This window comes from Tenggerimyces flavus (assembly GCF_016907715.1).
GTDB lineage: Bacteria > Actinomycetota > Actinomycetes > Propionibacteriales > Actinopolymorphaceae > Tenggerimyces > Tenggerimyces flavus.
The window spans coordinates 1609669-1625983 of the sequence record NZ_JAFBCM010000001.1 but is presented as its reverse complement, the minus strand read 5'-3'; the positions used below and the strand labels follow the sequence as shown (position 1 = coordinate 1625983).

12 protein-coding genes are annotated in these 16315 nt (G+C 69.4%); 3 read left to right on the top strand and 9 right to left on the bottom strand.

Annotated elements, in window-relative coordinates:
- Positions 1-44: 44 nt before the first annotated feature.
- On the bottom strand, positions 45-1481 hold the full coding sequence (gene purB / locus JOD67_RS07510; RefSeq protein WP_205116534.1) for an adenylosuccinate lyase: 1437 nt from the start codon (positions 1479-1481) through the stop codon (positions 45-47).
- A gap of 103 nt (positions 1482-1584) precedes the next feature.
- Between purB and JOD67_RS07505 the strand changes: the two genes are divergently transcribed.
- A complete protein-coding gene (locus JOD67_RS07505) occupies positions 1585-2865 on the top strand; it encodes a low temperature requirement protein A (RefSeq protein ID WP_307782308.1) in 1281 nt (426 codons plus the stop codon).
- On the opposite strand, the gene JOD67_RS07500 is transcribed toward JOD67_RS07505, so the two are convergent.
- The 4 genes from JOD67_RS07500 to JOD67_RS07485 form a co-directional block, all read right to left on the bottom strand.
- Entirely contained in the window at positions 2844-6086 is a 3243-nt protein-coding gene (locus JOD67_RS07500) for a S8 family peptidase (RefSeq protein ID WP_205116532.1), read from the bottom strand. The two genes, JOD67_RS07505 and JOD67_RS07500, sit on opposite strands and share 22 nt — an antisense overlap.
- Before the next feature lie 96 nt (positions 6087-6182).
- Positions 6183-8252 (bottom strand): GxGYxYP domain-containing protein, encoded by a 2070-nt coding sequence (locus JOD67_RS07495; RefSeq protein WP_205116530.1) that lies wholly within the window; start codon positions 8250-8252, stop codon positions 6183-6185.
- Between the two features lie 229 nt (positions 8253-8481).
- A complete protein-coding gene (locus JOD67_RS07490) occupies positions 8482-8754 on the bottom strand; it encodes a hypothetical protein (protein WP_205116528.1) in 273 nt (90 codons plus the stop codon).
- Between the two features lie 124 nt (positions 8755-8878).
- Positions 8879-9325 (bottom strand): hypothetical protein, encoded by a 447-nt coding sequence (locus JOD67_RS07485; protein ID WP_205116526.1) that lies wholly within the window; start codon positions 9323-9325, stop codon positions 8879-8881.
- A 78-nt stretch (positions 9326-9403) separates the two neighbouring features.
- Between JOD67_RS07485 and JOD67_RS07480 the strand changes: the two genes are divergently transcribed.
- Complete coding sequence (locus JOD67_RS07480) at positions 9404-10399, top strand: DNA polymerase domain-containing protein (protein ID WP_205116524.1); 996 nt, start codon at positions 9404-9406, stop codon at positions 10397-10399.
- 192 nt (positions 10400-10591) lie between these two features.
- Here JOD67_RS07480 and purD read toward each other — a convergent pair whose 3' ends face one another.
- Positions 10592-11869 carry a phosphoribosylamine--glycine ligase gene (purD, locus tag JOD67_RS07475; RefSeq protein ID WP_205116522.1) on the bottom strand — a complete coding sequence of 426 codons (1278 nt, stop codon included), beginning with the start codon at positions 11867-11869 and terminating at the stop codon, positions 10592-10594.
- A gap of 191 nt (positions 11870-12060) precedes the next feature.
- Here purD and JOD67_RS07470 point away from each other — a divergent pair, with 191 nt between their 5' ends.
- Positions 12061-12306, top strand: coding sequence for a hypothetical protein (locus JOD67_RS07470; RefSeq protein WP_205116520.1), 246 nt, complete (start codon positions 12061-12063; stop codon positions 12304-12306).
- Between the two features lie 252 nt (positions 12307-12558).
- On the opposite strand, the gene JOD67_RS07465 is transcribed toward JOD67_RS07470, so the two are convergent.
- Genes JOD67_RS07465 through JOD67_RS07455 form a run of 3 tightly spaced genes read right to left on the bottom strand, consistent with a single transcriptional unit; the run spans position 12559 to position 15427 of the window.
- Complete coding sequence (locus JOD67_RS07465) at positions 12559-14340, bottom strand: hypothetical protein (protein WP_205116518.1); 1782 nt, start codon at positions 14338-14340, stop codon at positions 12559-12561.
- Positions 14337-14735, bottom strand: a complete 399-nt coding sequence (locus tag JOD67_RS07460; protein WP_205116516.1) for a hypothetical protein — start codon at positions 14733-14735, stop codon at positions 14337-14339. The genes JOD67_RS07465 and JOD67_RS07460 overlap by 4 nt, the downstream gene beginning before the upstream one ends.
- Complete coding sequence (locus tag JOD67_RS07455) at positions 14732-15427, bottom strand: RNA polymerase sigma factor (protein WP_205116514.1); 696 nt, start codon at positions 15425-15427, stop codon at positions 14732-14734. The genes JOD67_RS07460 and JOD67_RS07455 overlap by 4 nt, the downstream gene beginning before the upstream one ends.
- Positions 15428-16315: the final 888 nt, after the last annotated feature.

Below are 16315 nucleotides of genomic sequence, written 5' to 3'. Positions count from 1 at the left end.
GCGTGCGGCGAAACTGAGCGAGCCGAATCCGCGACCATGGGTACCTAGAGGATGGGGTCAGGGCGGTAGGCGGCGGCCGAAGGGTGGGCGAGCGCGACCTGTTCGATCCGCCGCAGGACGGCGGCGACCTGGGCCGGTGCCGCGCCGGTGAACGACAGGGGCTCGGCGACCAAGCCCGCGAGCTCGTCGCGGCCCAGGCCCAACCGTTCGTCGCCCGCCAACCGGTCCAGCAGGTCGTTGCGCTCCGCGCCCTTCTCCCGCATCGCCAAAGCCACGGCGACCGCGTGCTCCTTGATCACCTCGTGCGCCACCTCGCGCCCGACCCCGCGGCGAACGGCGGCCATCAGCACCTTCGTCGTCGCGAGGAACGGCAGGTACCGGTCGAGCTCCCGCTGCACCACCGCCGGGAACGCGCCGAACTCAGCCAACACCGTGAGGAACGTCTGGAACAGCCCGTCCGTAGCGAAGAACGCGTCCGGCAGCGCGACCCGGCGGACGACCGAGCAGGAAACGTCGCCCTCGTTCCACTGGTCGCCGGCGAGCTCACCCACCATCGACAGGTAGCCACGCACGACGACCGCCAGCCCGTTGACCCGCTCGCAGGACCGCGTGTTCATCTTGTGCGGCATCGCCGACGACCCCACCTGGCCCGGCTGGAAGCCCTCGGTGACGAGCTCGTTGCCGGCCATCAGCCGGATCGTGGTCGCGAGGTTCGACGGCGCCGCGGTCGACTGGACCAGCGCCGACAGCACGTCGAAGTCCAGCGAGCGCGGATAGACCTGGCCGACGCTCGTCAGCACCCGCTCGAAGCCGAGGTGCGAGGCGATCCGCTGCTCGAGCGAGGCGAGCTTCGCGGCGTCGCCGTCCAGCAGGTCGAGCTGGTCCTGCGACGTCCCGACCGGACCCTTGAGGCCGCGCAGTGGGTAGCGGGCGAGCAGGTCCTCGAGTCGTTCGTACGCGACCAGCAGCTCGTCGGCGATCGTCGCGAACCGCTTGCCGAGCGTCGTCGCCTGCGCGGGAACGTTGTGGCTGCGGCCGGCGACCACCAGGTCGGCGTACTCGGCGGCCCGCTGCCCCAGCGCGACGAGCGTCGCCACGATTCGGTCGCGGATCAGAGCCAGCGAGGAACGGAGCTGCAGCTGCTCGACGTTCTCGGTCAGGTCGCGGCTGGTCATCCCCTTGTGGATGTGTTCGAACCCGGCGAGCGCGCTGAACTCCTCGATCCGCGCCTTGACGTCGTGCCGGTTGACGCGTTCGCGCTCGCGGATCGAGTCCAGGTCGACGGTGTCGACGACGGCCTCGTACGCCTCGATCACACCGTCAGGTACGTCGATGCCGAGGTCGCGCTGGGCCCGGAGCACCGCGAGCCAGAGCTGCCGCTCGAGAACCACCTTGTGCGCCTGTGACCACAGCTCGACCAGCTGCGGCGAGGCATAGCGAGAAGCCAGGACATTGGGGATCGCGGTAGCCACGACCCCCATTGTCCCAGGTCACGCCAGGCGGGCCAGCGGATGCCCGGGGTCGCGCGCCCTGAGCAGGCATGGGATCTGGGCGAGCCCTTGACTCGAACGAGAAGATGTCCGCGTGAAACTGCTCCGTAGACCGCGCATGACGAGGCTCACCGAGGGCGCCTCGGTCTCCCCGCTCGAGCTGTTCTTCGACCTCGTGTTCGTCTTCGCGATCACCCAGGTCGTCCAGCTGATGGCCGCCGCCCACGACGACGCGCAGGCGTTGGGGTTCGTTCGAGGCCTGCTCGTCATCTGCATCATCTGGTGGTGCTGGTGCTGCTACGCGTGGCTCGGCAACACCGTCCGCGCCGACGAGGGGGCCGCGCGGCTGTCGTTGTTCGCCGTGATGGGCGTGATGTTCGTCGTCGCGCTCACCATCCCCGAGGCGTTCGAGGACATGGAGACCGGCATCCCCGGTCCGCTCGTGTTCGCCGCCTGCTACCTGGTCGTACGAACGGTCCATCTGCTGCTCTACTGGTTCGCCGCCGACGGCGACGACGGACTGCGCGCGAGGCTGCTCAAGAACTGCATACCGATGCTCGGCGGCACCGCGATCCTGATCGTCGCCGCGTTCACGCACGGCTGGATCCAGGTCCTGCTCTGGGCGCTCGCGATCGTCTTCGACCTCAGCGCCGTGCTGCTCATGGGCCTGTCCGGCTGGCGCATCAACTCCGCCAAGCACTGGACCGAACGCCACGGCCTGATCATCATCATCGCGCTCGGCGAGTCGATCATGTCGATCGGCGTCGGCGTGGCCGAGAAGCCGATCTCGTGGCCGGTCATCATCGGCGCGCTGCTCGGCGTCGTCGTGGCGGCCGCGATGTGGTGGGCGTACTTCGACACGATGGCGCTCGCCGCGGAGCACAAGCTCGCCCACACGCGCGGCGACCACCGCGTCGTCCTCGCCGCGCACGGCTACACCTACCTCCATCTCCCGTTGGTCGCCGGCGTCGTGCTCGTCGCGCTGGGGCTGAAGAAGGTGCTGACGTACGTCGTCGACCACGAGCACTACGGGGTCATGGAGCCGCTGCACGGGCTGGATCTGTACGCGCTGTTCGGCGGCGTTGTCCTTTACCTGCTTGGCCATGCGGCGTTCGGCTGGCGGATGCTGCGCGTGGTCAAGCTGCAGCGCCTGATCGCCGCGGCGGCGCTCGTCCTGCTGACCCCGGTGGCCGCGAACGTGCCAGCGCTCGCGGCTCTCGGGATCGTCGCGCTGGTGCTGGTGATCACGTTCGCGTACGAGACCATCCGCTACGCCGAGGCCCGGGAGGCCGTACGCCACGGTGACAGTTTCGATCACCATGGCGACGGCCGCCCGGAACACACGGCCAGCGATCAGGACGCCGCTACGCCGTAGGCGCGGACGATCGTCTGCTCGACACCGTTTCCTCCAGTCCCCGAGGCCTTGGCCCGGAGGGACACGAACGTCGTCCCCGCCGGCGGGGATACCGTCAACTCCCACTTGCCCAGACCCGTGCGACGCAGCGAGCCCCGCTCCCACGTCTGGCCGTCGTCGTACGACACGTCGACACTCAGCCGTTTGACGAGCCAGGGCTTGCTGCCCGGCTGCCACTGGACCGAGACGGGGACGACCGCGCGTCCCGGCTTCGCCCGACCCTCGTCGTCTACCACCGGACGGAACCGCACCGCGGCCAACGGCAACGACGCCAGCTTCTTCGCGTGCTCCGAGCGGAACGTCCACGCCGCGCGCACCCGCGACGAGTAGGTGCCGAGCGAGGTCGTGTCGGCATCCGTCTCCAGCCGGTACGACGCGGCACCGGCGGACACGTGAGCCCGCACCTCACCGGCCAGGTCGGACTCCGCGACCAGCACACCGTCGCGGTAGAGCCTGGTCCGGGCCTTGTCGGTGCGGAACAGCCCGGCCCGTCCGTTCGCGTCGGTGTGCAAGGGCAAACCGACCTTGACGTCCTCGCCAGTCCGCGACGCCCACGGCCTGGGCACCGCGTCGAACGGCCGGCTGTCGAGCGCCGGGAAGCCCGGCCCGAACGGCGCGGTGTTCCACCGGTCGCTCGTCGTCGTCCCTGCCCGGAACGTCCGCGGTGACGTCCCCGCGATCGCCGTCTGCTCCTCGTTGGCGTCGAACTGGACGAGCGCCCGGTACCAGCGCACGCCGTCCGGCTGGAAGTACTCCACCAGGCTTCGAGGCGGCTGGAAGTACGTGTTGAAACCGGTGAGCTCGCCTTCGAACTCGGGCGCGGCGTGAACAGGCAGCGCCGCGTAGGACGTGGCCGTCAGGTGGTCCGCGTTCGCCTGGTCGTACCGCGTTTCGACGGCCGCCACGTCCTGGTGCCGCAGGTCCTTGCGCAGGCCGTCGAACACGCCGCCGTTGTCGAACCAGCGCAGGTAGTACTGGTACGGCGACCGCTCGTCGCAGACGTACTGCTGGGCGCTCGCCTGGCAGATCTGGGCGCTCACGTCGCTGCGGAAGTCCGCCGGAGCGACGTCCGGCCCGACCTGCGCCATTGCCAGCCCCTCGAACGACCCGGCCGTGATGTACCCGTAGGTCTGGACGTTCGGACGCATCATGGCGAGGACGATCGAGTACTCCTCCGAGTCCTTCTCGGGCACGGTCACGCTGATCGGCTTCGTCGTCCGAGCGTCGACGGTCACCGTCTGGTCGCGGTCGAGAACGAGCTCGGGCTGCCCGAACAGCGCCATGTCCTGGTCCTGGCTGGTTTCGAACCGCATGAACGTGGCCAGCGTGTAGCGCCCCTTGGGGAGCCGAAGCACGCTGGTCGGCTCATAGGCGAAGTCGTACAGGCGCTCGTCGATGGCGCCGACCTGCGTCTCGACCGGAGCGATCGGCTGCCCGGCCCGGTCGAGGTGCCTGATCGTGAGGTCGTAGCTCTCCCGTTCCTTCTCCACCGCGAGCGTGGTCACGATCGAGGTGCCCGTTGCGGTCGCGACGAGAGCGCCGGCGTACCGGCCGTCCGGCCCGGTGTGGGAGGTGTCCGAGGTGACCGTCACCTCGGCGGTGCCACCGGCGGGAACGACGAGCTCGTCGGCGCTCAGCGTCATCGCGCTCGCGGGCGCAGGCGCGCCGTTCGGGCCGCTCACCTTCAAGTCGAGCGCGAGCGTGACGGGCTGGTCGGTGACGTTCCGGTAGCCGACGGTCCTGGACACGGGGAGGTCGTCGTCGTGCGGCCAGACCTGGGCGGCGAACGAGAGGCTGCCGGTCCGCGCGACGACCGGTTGCCGCGCCGCGGCGGCGACGTCGAGCCGGCCCGTGCCCTGTTGGAACGGTGTCAGCTCGGCGTTCGGCTCGGCCGCGCCCATCAGCGCGGCCTTGAGCTCGGCGGCCGTCCAGTCCGGGTGCTGCTGGACCAGGATCGCCGCCGCGCCGGCGACGTGGGGCGTGGCCATCGACGTTCCCGAGGCGGAGATGTGGCCGCCCGTGCCCGCCTCCGCCGCGACGATGTCGACGCCGGGTGCGGTCAGGTCCGGCTTGAGCGCGCCATCGCCGATGCGTGGGCCGGTGCAGGAGAAGTCGGCGAGGTGGTCGGCCTTGTCGACCGCGCCCACCGCCAGCGCCGCGTCGGCGGTGGCCGGGGACGTGACGCCTGCCCGCGGGCTCGTACAACCGGGCCAGTTGCCGGCCGCGACGACGAACAGCGTCCCGTGCTCCTCCGACAACGTGTCGATCGCCTGCTCGAGCGGATCCGTTCCCGGTCGGTCGGCACCACCGAGGCTGAGGTTGACCACGTCGGCGTTCTGCTCGGCGGCCCAGTTCATCCCGGCGAGGATCGCCGACTCACGGCAGAAGCCGGACTCGCAGACCTTGCCCGCCAGCAGCTTCGCGTCCGGTGCGACGCCGCGGTACCTCTCGCCGCGGCTCGCGATCGTCGAGGCGACGTGCGTGCCGTGGCCGTCCTGGTCGCCGGGCTCGCCGTCGGTGAAGTTCGCCGCGGCCACGACCTGTCCGGCGAGGTCGGGGTGGCTGTCGTCGACGCCCGAGTCCAGCACCGCGACCTTCGTACCCTTGCCGGTCCAGCCGGCCTCCCACGCCTCGGGGGCACCGACCTGCGGAACGCTCTGGTCCAGCGACGTCCGGCGTACGCCGTCCAGCCAGACCTTCCCGACGGCACCGGCGAGCACGCCGCTCCACAGGACCTTCGCCTGCTGGCGGTCGACCATGACGGCGGCCGTGTCGATGGCGTCGAACGTTCTCGCCCCCGCGACCTTGCCCGCTGAGCCGGTGGGTCCGGTGAGGATCAGGCCGAGCTTCGCGTCGCCTCCGTACCCGGCGGCAAGCAGCTCGTTCACCTCGAACAGCCGCCGGTCCAGCCTGTCGTCCCGCAGCAGTCCGGCGGCGTCGGTCGGGATGACGTACGTCTGGTCCGCCGTCCGCTGCAGCAGGAACGAGACCTTCTCCCGCCCCGGCCCTCGACGCACGTCGAGCGGGCCGTCGGGACCGTTCGGCAGCCGGACGGTGTCGCCGGTGATCAGCGTGACGGACGCGACGGCGCCTGGCCGTGGCGGTGGAGCGGCGCTGGCGGGCGGCCCCGCGGTGAGCGCCAGGGCGGTGCTGACGACGACTGCCAGAACGAGTGGGCGCATGCGTTCCTCCGGTTCGTGGACACCTCCTTCCTCAAATGACGCGGGCCCGCTGTCACGTTGACAGCGGGCCCGCGGAACTTCGTGATCAGTACGGCGTTACTGGTTGGCCTTCTTCGCCAGGTCGAAGAACTGGTCGGCGCGAATCACCTTGTACTGCGGGCCAAGGGAGTCGGTGACCGTCTTCAGATCGGTCGGCGTCGTGTTCCAGGCGAGCACGCCGATCGACAGGAACAGCGGCGAGTTGCCGTCCCAGTCGGCCGAGGCCTGGGCGATCGCGTTCTTGATCTCGTCGACCCCGCCGGCACCGCGGACGGTGGACAACGGGACCTTGTCGCTCAGCATGGACAGCTGTGTCGTGCCACCCCAGTTGAGCAGAACGCCGCGCGGCTTGACCTCGTTGACGTACGCGTTCGCCGTGAACGGGTCGAGCTCGATGTCCTGGCCGTCCACGCGGTTGAGCACGTAGACGATGTCCATCCCGGTGGCCTTCATGTACTTGCGGGTCTGCGCGGTGAACGTGCTGAACGTGTTGTCCGGCCACGGCGACGGGTAGATGTAGCCCGCTCCCGACGGTCCGGCGATCAGCAGGTCGTTCTTGGTCGCGGTCTTCTGGAAGTAGTTCAGGAAGTTCGGTGCCGCGTCGATGAGCAGTGGGCTCGTCGTCCAGTTGATCGGGACGCTGCCGCGGCCCGGGTCGTCCCACAGCTGCCGGAGGCGGTGCTCGTTGTACTGCAGGTTGTCGCCCTCGGACACCGTGTACTGGACGTAGACCTTGTTCTCCAGTGGCAACGTCGGCGCCCGGCTCTGCCGGTCGGAAATCGGCGCCTTCGAGCCGGAGTGGACCGACATGTTCTCGAACCAGTCCGCGGCGAGCACGTACACGCCGTACCGGGACGCGAGCTCCGTTCCACCGAACTCACCGGCGACGTCCTGCGCGAACCAGCCGAGGTACGGCGTCGGCGGCTTCGTCTCGGCCATGATCTTCTCGAACAGCGCGCGCTCGGCCGCGATGTTCGGGTCCAGCCAGAACACCATCGCCTTGTTGGCGACGGCGTAGTCGCGCAGGTAGGCGTAGCCCTCCTTGAACGGGACGGCCGGCTCGGTCTTGGCGACGTTGACGGTGAACTCGTTCCACATCGTCACCGAGACGGTCAGCGACGTCGTGCCGGCAGGCGGTGCGAACTTGTAGATGAAGTAGCGGTCGTTGTCGGCGAACCGGTGCTGCGGCGGGCCGGCGCTGACCTGGGTGTTGTTGTTGTAGAACAGGTACGGCTCTTCCTCCGGCGTCCCCGGAACGAAGCTCGCGATCTCCTGCCCGTTGGCCTTGACGGTGACCTGGGAGACCGCGGGACCCCAACCGTCGCTGGGGAACGAGTCGTCGAACCGCAGCCACACGCCCTCGCCACCGAGCTGGCTGGTGAGGTCGTAGTCGAACGTGCCCATGTTCTCCCGGTCGTGCGTGTGCTCGGCGACCTTCGCGAGCTGCGTGTAGATGTCCGGGATGCCGGGCGGGAGGCCCACGTCGCGCTGCGGCGGCAGGCCGACGAGCATGCGGTGCGTGGTGTGCTTCCAGAGGTTGTCGTACTGCCACTGGTACGCGGCGAGCCGGTTCTCGAACTTGCCGCGCAGGTCGTCGAGGACGCGCAGTCCGAAGTCCTTCTTGAGCTTGTCGACCTGTCCGGGTGCCGCGACGACCGCGTTCTTCAAGCCCGCCAGGGTGGTCGCGACGTTGATCGAGTCGGGGAGGGCCGGGTCGTACACGATCACGCCACGGACGTCGCGCTTGTACTTGGCGAGCAGCGACCAGGTGTCGGGGAGGATCTTGTACGGAACCTTCAAGCTCTTCAGCCAGGTGAGCCGGCCCTCGCCGTTGGTGGCGTCGGTGCCGATCAGGTAGATGCGTGGCCGGTCGCGGTTGACGACGCCCTGCAGCGTGCCGAGCAACAGCTTCTCGTCGCCGTTCAACGGGACGAGGTCGACGACGTCCAGGCGTTGCGGCTTGGAGAAGTGCGGCAGCGCCTGGTTCTTCGGCCAGCTGATGCCGTCGCCGTGGCCGTTGCCGCCTGCTGACGCGGTGGGCACGCTCAACGCCGAAGCGAGGAGGGCGATTCCCACAGCCGTCAAGGCGATCCGTCCCAGTTTGACCCTCGCGAGCCACGAGCCCATGGCACAACCTCCTCGGTGTGTTCGCGGACTTGGCAAGCTCAGAGCCTGAGCGGAAAACGAGGTAAGGACAAGCGCGTGGGCCCACCCAGGCCGGCCAGAACCGGACCCGAGTGGGAACGATGCCATATTTGGGGCGACGGCCTGCTCGTTGAGTTCAACTCTCGTACACAAAGCGGTGCCGCACCCCTGTATCGGCTCGGGTGCGGCACCGTTCTCATATTTCTGTGCTTCAGTGCAGGACCTTCACCTCCGCGAGCTGGAACGCGTAGCTCCCGCTGGGCAGCTGGTCGAGCACGGTCTCGCGGGCCGCGGTGGCCGTACGGGCCAGGATGTCGTCGCTCTCGACCTGGAGCTCGGCCAGCTGGAAGTACTTGTCCGGAGCGCCCTGACAGTCGATTTGCAGCTTGCTCGCCACGACGCGTACGCCCTGGTATTGCCCACTGACGTTGAACGTCTGCGCACTCACCGGTTTGGCGAGCGGCTGGCCGTTGTTGTGGTTCACGACCTCGCGCAGGACGCTCCAGCTCGTCCCGTTCGTGCTCCCCTCGATCTTGAAGTCGATCGGGAAACCCGTAGCCCCTCGCAGCTCTTGTCGTCGCGCGGGAACAGCTTCACCCGGCTCAGGTTCACCGGACCGCCGAGATCGACCTAGAGCACTGCCGACGCTGCGTTTCCGGCGCTCGACCAGCCGTTTTGAACGGGAGATTCGTCAAGCGGGGCGTGAGATCGGTGTCGGCGGCTTGGTCGTTCCAGGCCAGCACCGCGACCTTTCCGTTGCTGGCTGGATCTCTGGTGACGAACGCGTCGACGGCACCGGTCCCGGGAGCGGCGAGGACGCGTCCGCCGGCCGCCTGCAGCCTCGCCTTGGCCTCGTCGTCGGCGCCGCCCAGCGCTTGTGGCGTGAAGCCGATGCCCATCAGCGGCTTGATGCCTTCCGCGTCGAGCGGGTCGATGACACGGTCGAGCTTGGAGAAGTCGTAGGTGAGGTTGGGCGCGGTGCCCTTGACGAAGTTGTAGAAGTTCTCGTTCAGCAGCAAGGGTTGTTCACGCTCGTTCAGGGCTGGCGGCAGCAAGGTGCCAGGGATCTCGGCCGTCGCCAGCTCGGCGCCAGCGCGAGACCGCCGGGTGAGATCCGTGACAGGCTGTGTCTCATGGCGAAGAAGGCTTCACCCGAGGAACGGGACGGCGTCAAGCTGACCAACCTCGACCAGCCGTTGTTCGAGGACGCGGGGGCGACCAAGCGCGACCTCGTGGACTATCTCGACGGCGTACGCGACCGGCTGCTGCCGGAGCTGGAGGACCGGCCGCTGTCGGTGATCCGCACGCTGCCGGGCCAGGACCCGTTCATGCAGAAGAACGTGCCGAAGTACACGCCCGACTTCGTCCGAACCGTCAAGCTCTGGGCGGAATCGTCCCGGCGCGAGGTGGCGTACGCGCTGTGCAACGACCGCCCGACGCTGCTGTGGTTCGCGAACCAGCGGGCGATCGAGTACCACCCGATGCTCGCCCGCTACGACAGCCTGGCGCAGACGTCGTACCTGATCATGGACCTCGACCCGCCGGAGGGCGACTCGTTCCAACTGGCCGTCAAGGCCGCCTTGCTGGTCCGCGAGGCGCTTGCCTCGTGTGGGTTGTCGGGCGTGGTGAAGACGAGTGGGTCGAAGGGTGTGCACGTCTTCGTACCGCTGGAGTCGGCGTCCGCGGAGGACGTCGCGGCGGCAGCCAGGGCGGTTTCCGCGCGGGCGGAACGGCTGGATCCCGCGCTCGCGACGACGGCGTTCATCAAGGACGACCGGCACGGGAAGGTCTTCCTCGACTCGACGCGGACCGGCGGTGCGACCGTGGTGTCGGTCTTCAGCCCCCGGATCCGGCCTGGTTTGCCGGTGTCGTTCCCGGTGCGGTGGGAGGACGTGGAGAACGTCACGCCGCGCGACTTCACCGTCCACACGGCGTTGGGCTTGCTGGGGGATGGTGATCTGTGGGCTGAGCTCAAGCCCGCGCCCCAGGCCTTGCCGGCTGACCTCGTCGAGGAGGGCCACACGATCCCGATCGCCCGCGTGGTGGCCATGCACGAGGGCAAGCGCAGGAAGCGGGCGGCCGCGAAGGCAGCCGAGGCGGACGACGAGGCCCGAGCGACTCCCCCGTGACGGCAATTGATCATGTTTACATGATCATTTGCCGCTCTACCTGGGGTAGACGCCACGTAGAGCACCCAAACGCCAGGTAAAGCGGCATCGGTGCCCATCTGCCAACACCGCCGACTTACGCACCAGGTCCTGGACGCGGTGAGTGGCCGAAGCCGAGGCGGATGACGAGGCGGAGTCGAGCTAGCTCCGTCCCTACTGCGCTGTGGGGATCCGTACCTCGCCATGCGCCGCTGCCAATGCGACATCTCGCCGGTAGTGCGAGTCGGCGATGTCGATCCTGGCCACAGCGTCGTACGCGCGGTCGCGGGCCAGGACCAGGTCGTCGCCCGTCGCTGTGACGGCGAGGACGCGGCCGCCTGACACCACCACCGAGCCGTCCTCGGCCAGCGCGGTCCCGGCGTGATAGACCGTCACGCCGTCGAGCTCGGCAACCTCGTCGAGGCCTCCCACGACGTCGCCCTGGCGCGGGTTCTCCGGGTAGCCGGCCGCCGAGACGACGACCGTTACGGACGCTTCGGAACGCCAACGCAGCGGCTCGATGACTCCCAGGTCACCGGTGGCCGAGGCGTGCAGCAACGGCGCGAGCGGCGACTTCAACAGGGCCAGCAGCGACTGGGTCTCCGGGTCGCCGAACCGACAGTTGAACTCGATCACCCGCATCCCGCGCGAGGTCAGCGCGAGCCCGGCGTACAGCAGCCCACTGAACGGCGTACCCCGGTGCCGAAGTTCGTCGATCGTCGGCTGGATCACCCGCGCCACGACGTCCTCGACCAGGTCGGCGGGCGCCCACTCCAGCGGGGTGTACGCACCCATGCCGCCGGTGTTCGGGCCTTCGTCGTTGTCGTTGATCCGCTTGAAGTCCTGCGCCGGGTGCAGCGGTACGACGTTCCGGCCGTCCGCGATCGCGAACAGCGAGACCTCGGGCCCGTCCAGGAACTCCTCGATCACCACCCGCCGGCAGCGGGCGGCGTGGGCAAGGGCCTCGGCGCGGTCGGAGGTCACGACGACGCCCTTGCCGCTGGCGAGACCGTCGTCCTTGACGACGTACGGCGGACCGAACGCGTCCAGCGCCGCGGCCGCCTGCGAAGGGTCGTCGCAGACGCGTGCCATCGCGGTGGGTACGCCGGCCGCGGCCATGATCTCCTTGGCGAACGCCTTCGAACCCTCGATCGCGGCGGCCGCCATGGAGGGGCCGAAGCAGGCGATGTCGCGGGCCCGGACGCGATCGGCGGCACCGGCGACGAGGGGCGCCTCGGGGCCGATCACGACCAGGTCGACGGCGAGCTTCGCGGCCAGCTCGGCGATGGCCTCGGGGTCACCGATGTCGAGCGCGTGGGTCTCGGCCCGGGCGAGCAGCGCCGTCCCCGCATTGCCGGGCGCCACGTGCACCGCACCGACCTCGGGATCCTGCGCCAGCGCATAGGCGAGGGCGTGTTCGCGGCCACCGTTACCGACGACGAGTACGTCCATGGCACGCGACCCTAGCCGCCGTCTGAAATCCGCGTGGCAGCACGCCGGGCGCCGCGGTGCTTTCCGCCCCGGCCTCCAACCGGAACGGTGACCGCGGACGCAAGCCATAGGCCGGGGTGGAAGGCGCCGCGTCTAAAGCGCCCGGCTCGTCGTGCGGAGCACGACCTGGCTGCACGGCATGATCAGCTCTCATGGGACTGCGCAACGACCTGCAAGGCGCGACCCGGCTGGCGGCCGCGGGCTCGATCGTGTGCGGCCTGGTGGCCGTGGCGTCGTTGACCTGGACGGTGATCGCGTTCACCCGCGACGACATGTCGCCGGGGGTGTCGGCCGGGTTCGCGCTCGCCGAGATCGGGTCCGCGTTGGTGTTCGCGCTGATCTGGCTGATGCTGCGACACGTGGCGTCGACGTACGCGACGGCAGAGCCGCCCGACTGACCCTAGCGCCTGAGACGAAGGTGGCTGGCGCGACGCAGTGGCGTCTCGGGAAGGCTGACGAGCAGGCTGCCCGGGGTGCTCCTGGATGGCTCTCCGATGACTCCCGAGCGACTCCCTAGTGTCGGCAAATGATCATGTTTACATGATCATTTGCCGCTCTACGTGGGATATACGCCACGTAGAGCACCCACTCGCCAGGTAATGCGGCATCGGTGTCTGTCCGCCAGCACCACCGACTTACGCAACAGGGTCCTACCCCTGAGCAGCGTCGGCGGGAGCGGACTCCCCGTGCTCGTCGGGGTCGTCATGCTTCGTGCAGTCGTCGTCCGACTGGTCGCCGGAGTCCTGCTCGTCGTCGGTCGGCACCGTCGACTCGTCGCCCGGGCCGGAGTTCTCGCCGCCGTCGTCCTCGGCGTGCTCCTCCGGAGCCGGAGCCGGTGCCGGCGCGGGCTGCTCCTCCGGACCCGGCGCAGGCTGCTCCGGGGGCTCAGGCAGCCCCGGCACCGGCTTCGTCTTGTCCCACTCGGTCTCGGTCTTGCTGTCCCCATTGCCACCCGAATCACCAGGCGGCGTGGTGGGATCGCCGGTCTCGGTCGGCACACCCTCGTCCGTCGTCGGCCCCTTCTCCGAGCCGTCGTCGTTCGGCGAAGGTACGGGGTCCCCACCGTCGTCCTCGGTGCCCGGTCCCGGCGAAGGCGACGGGTCGGGGTCACTCGGCGACGGTTGCGGGCTCGGCTCCGGGTCCGCGGGCGGCGGTGCCGGGTCCGACGGCGGAGGTACGGGGTCCGCGGGCGGCGGAGCCGGGTCCGACGGCGGTGGCGCGGGCTCCGGATCAGGCGCGGGATCCGAGGGTGGCGCGGGGTCGGGTGCGGGATCCGACGGCGGTGCCGGGTCGGGCGCCGGCCCCTTGGGCGCGGGCTTCTGGTCGTTCGGAACGGGCAACGGCTCGTTCGCGATCGTCAGGATGTCCTCGTCGGACGCACCACCGGGCGGACCGCTCTCCGGAGGCGGCGGCACTCCCAGCGCGAGCCGCACCGCGATCGCGACCGGCGGCGACAGGGCCTGCTCGATGCCGAGCCGACCGGCCCGGTCGACCGCCTCGGACGTGACGCCGAGCGTGCCCATGACGATCGCGCCGAGCTGCCTCGGGAGCAACTCGGCGAGGCTGCGTGCGGCCCCGCGTACGTCCAGCTCGGCCGACGTCGCCGAGGCGTTGTGCTCGGGATGGTCCGCGCTCGGGACCACAGCACCGGTCTGCCGGGGCGGCTGCACCTCGGCCAGCAGCTTCTTGTACGCGTCGAGCTTGCCCTTGTCGGTCCCCCACAGCACGAAGCGGCCCTCGACCCGGACGCCTTCGCGGTCCTGGTTCACCTTCGCCCAGGTCGTCGCGTCGTCCGGCTTGGTGAAGATGCCGAGGCTCACCCGATCCTTGCCGTATTGGAACGTGAAGATGATCCGGTCCGCGCCGATGGTGGCCTCGGAGACCATCACCGACCCTTCCCAGTCGGTGCAGCTCGCGCGCATGGCGTTCGCCATCGGGTCGCAGGTGAGCTCGCCGCGCTTGGCGAAGTCGCGGAACGCCTCGTTCTTGTACGGCTCCATGCCGGCCTGCCGCACGTTCGTCGTGGTCGTCCCGGTCTGGCTCGCGGCGACCGGCGGCTCGTCGGTCCCGATGCCGACCAGGCCCCAGCCGCCGAGCGACAGGGCCGTGGCGACGCACAGGATGCCGATCATCACCGCGCGGCTCATGAACCAGCGCGGTTGTACGGGAGTCCGCGCCGGCACCGGCTCGGTCCGCATCAGCGGCGGCACCGAGGGAAGGTCGAAGTCGGGCGCGTCCGGCAGATACGTACGGACGACCGTACGAATGACGTCGGGATGCGCGTTCGGCAGGCAGCGCTGCGCGGCGGCAACGGCGTTGCTGAACGTCTGCCCCGGGCGGAGCACGAGCACGCGGTTGCCGGGCTCGCTGTACAGCGCAGCGTCGGTGCCGATATCGGCAACGACGACGCGGGGCGGCTCGGTGTCCCTCATTGCTGACCCCGGCCCTGCCCCTCCGGCGCGAACGCCCTGGCGATCCGCTCGAGCTTGGCCGCCACCTCACGCGCCCGCGCCTCGTCGATCTCCTCGACGTCGGCAAGGACGATGTGCGCGTCGCTGGTCGTCTCGACCTCGACGCTGTGGATGGACGAGCCGCTGGAACCGTCTCGCGTGCCCGCACCTTCACGCGGGGCGGATCCAGCACGCTTCGCCTCCCGGAGCATGCGGTCCTTGACCGCAGCACGCCAGGACTCGCGCGGCGCCACGCCTGGCGTCAAAGCATCTGCCGCCCGGATCGCTGCCTCGAGCGCGGGGTCGTCGACCGGAACGTTCGGGTCGTCGAGCGCCTGCGCAAGCTGCTCGGGTCCGCCGCGTGGGTGCCGCTTCACTTGTCCTCACCTCCCGCCCCAGGGAGCTGGGACGTTCTCCGTACTGAGGGAACGTCGCGGTCCTTGGTTCGGTTAGCCCCGCCCACACCTGGCGGGAGCACGGTGGCGAGTTTGCGGAGCGAACGGTGCTGCAGCACCTTGACCGAGCCTTCCGTACGGTTCATGGCCTGCGCGGTCTCGGCGATGGAGAGCCCCACGAAGAACCGGAGCACGAGGCATTCGCGCTGCCGAGCCGGCAGCTTCTCCAGCGCGCCGGCGACCGCCGCGGCGGTCTCGGACCGGAGCGCGGCCTCCTCGGGGCTGTCCCCCACGGCGGCGGTGTCGAGCGCGAGCATGTCCGCGGTCGGCATCTCGCGTTTGCGAACGGGTTTCCGGAAGTGGTCGATGATCAGGCGGCTCGCGATCGTGAGCAGCCACGCCGGGAACCCCTTGCCAGCGGTCTGGTACGCGCCGATCGCGCGCGCGACCTTCATCCACAGCTCGCTGGCGATGTCCTCGGCGAGCGCCTGATCCTGCACGCGCACCACGATGAACCGGTAGCTCAGGTCGGCGTACCGCTCGTACAACAGGCCCAGCGCGTCGAGCGACCCGGCGGCAGCAGCCGCGGCGAGCTCCTCGACCTCGTACTCACGAAGTGGTCGGTCGGGATCGTCCGGGCTGCCAGCGGCAGGGCCGGTACGCGGTGCCGTCATCGACATGGGTGCTCCTTGCACGTAGCACGACGCGTCGCCCCGACACGACCCGGCCAACGTGCCGGCCTGGCCGAATCGCTGTCACGCATGCGGTGCTCACCCTCGATCGGTTGGGGGATGGCGAGAGATTCACCGTCCCGCTGAAACGATGTGTGGCTAGTGACCTTCCCCGAGGAACAGGCCGAGCGCGTCGGACCGGGAGGGGACCTCGAGGAAGGGCAACTCATCGCCCGCGGGCGACGGGGTCCATCATCGCTTGGCCAAGCGCCGGACGAAGCCGAATCAACCTAATCCGGTCGAGAATTCCGGCTCGGCTCGCGGCCCGGGGTGCGCCTCGTTCGACCAGTCCGGTGGTATTGCCGCTGGTCGAAGTGGACATTTCTGTATGTATACGGACAGTTTCTTGGAGGTGTTAACCCCGATGCGAGGTGCTCCGTTTTCTGGGTTGAGGCCGGCGACCAGATCAGGGTGAAGCAGGATCCCGCCACGCCACTGGGAGGGGAAGCGGCGTTTCGGGATCCTGCTTCAGGTCGTTGGGGCCTCGTTCTTCTTGCGAGCCCGCCCGCGGCTTGAGCGCTTGAGCGCTCGCCGCGGGCGTGTCATGTCGGTGCCAACCCAGGACTATCGGGCATACTGACAGTGAGCAAGGCCGCACCAAGCATGAGCAACACGAGCACCGGTAACAGACGAGGGCCCTCCATGTATGAGATGGAGGGCCCTCACCGGTTTCCGGCCTCCCTCACCGCACTCCCGATCGCTCGGGTGCGCCGCGAGTTCCGCGATGGAAACCCTGCCGCTGCGTTCCTGATGGCCGCTGCCGATCCTGCCCGGTTGCCCGGAAGTCTCGGTGTGAATCTTCGGCCGAAGCCTCCGATTCGTGGCCTCCAG

What these genes read in the sequence shown, in the direction of transcription:
- purB (WP_205116534.1), bottom strand. Translation starts at nt 1,481, where the DNA reads ATGGGGGTCGTGGCTACCGCGATCCCCAATGTCCTGGCTTCTCGCTAT.
- JOD67_RS07500 (WP_205116532.1), bottom strand. Translation starts at nt 6,086, where the DNA reads ATGCGCCCACTCGTTCTGGCAGTCGTCGTCAGCACCGCCCTGGCGCTC.
- JOD67_RS07495 (WP_205116530.1), bottom strand. Translation starts at nt 8,252, where the DNA reads ATGGGCTCGTGGCTCGCGAGGGTCAAACTGGGACGGATCGCCTTGACG.
- JOD67_RS07480 (WP_205116524.1), top strand. Translation starts at nt 9,404, where the DNA reads ATGGCGAAGAAGGCTTCACCCGAGGAACGGGACGGCGTCAAGCTGACC.
- purD (WP_205116522.1), bottom strand. Translation starts at nt 11,869, where the DNA reads ATGGACGTACTCGTCGTCGGTAACGGTGGCCGCGAACACGCCCTCGCC.
- JOD67_RS07470 (WP_205116520.1), top strand. Translation starts at nt 12,061, where the DNA reads ATGGGACTGCGCAACGACCTGCAAGGCGCGACCCGGCTGGCGGCCGCG.
- JOD67_RS07465 (WP_205116518.1), bottom strand. Translation starts at nt 14,340, where the DNA reads ATGAGGGACACCGAGCCGCCCCGCGTCGTCGTTGCCGATATCGGCACC.
- JOD67_RS07455 (WP_205116514.1), bottom strand. Translation starts at nt 15,427, where the DNA reads ATGACGGCACCGCGTACCGGCCCTGCCGCTGGCAGCCCGGACGATCCC.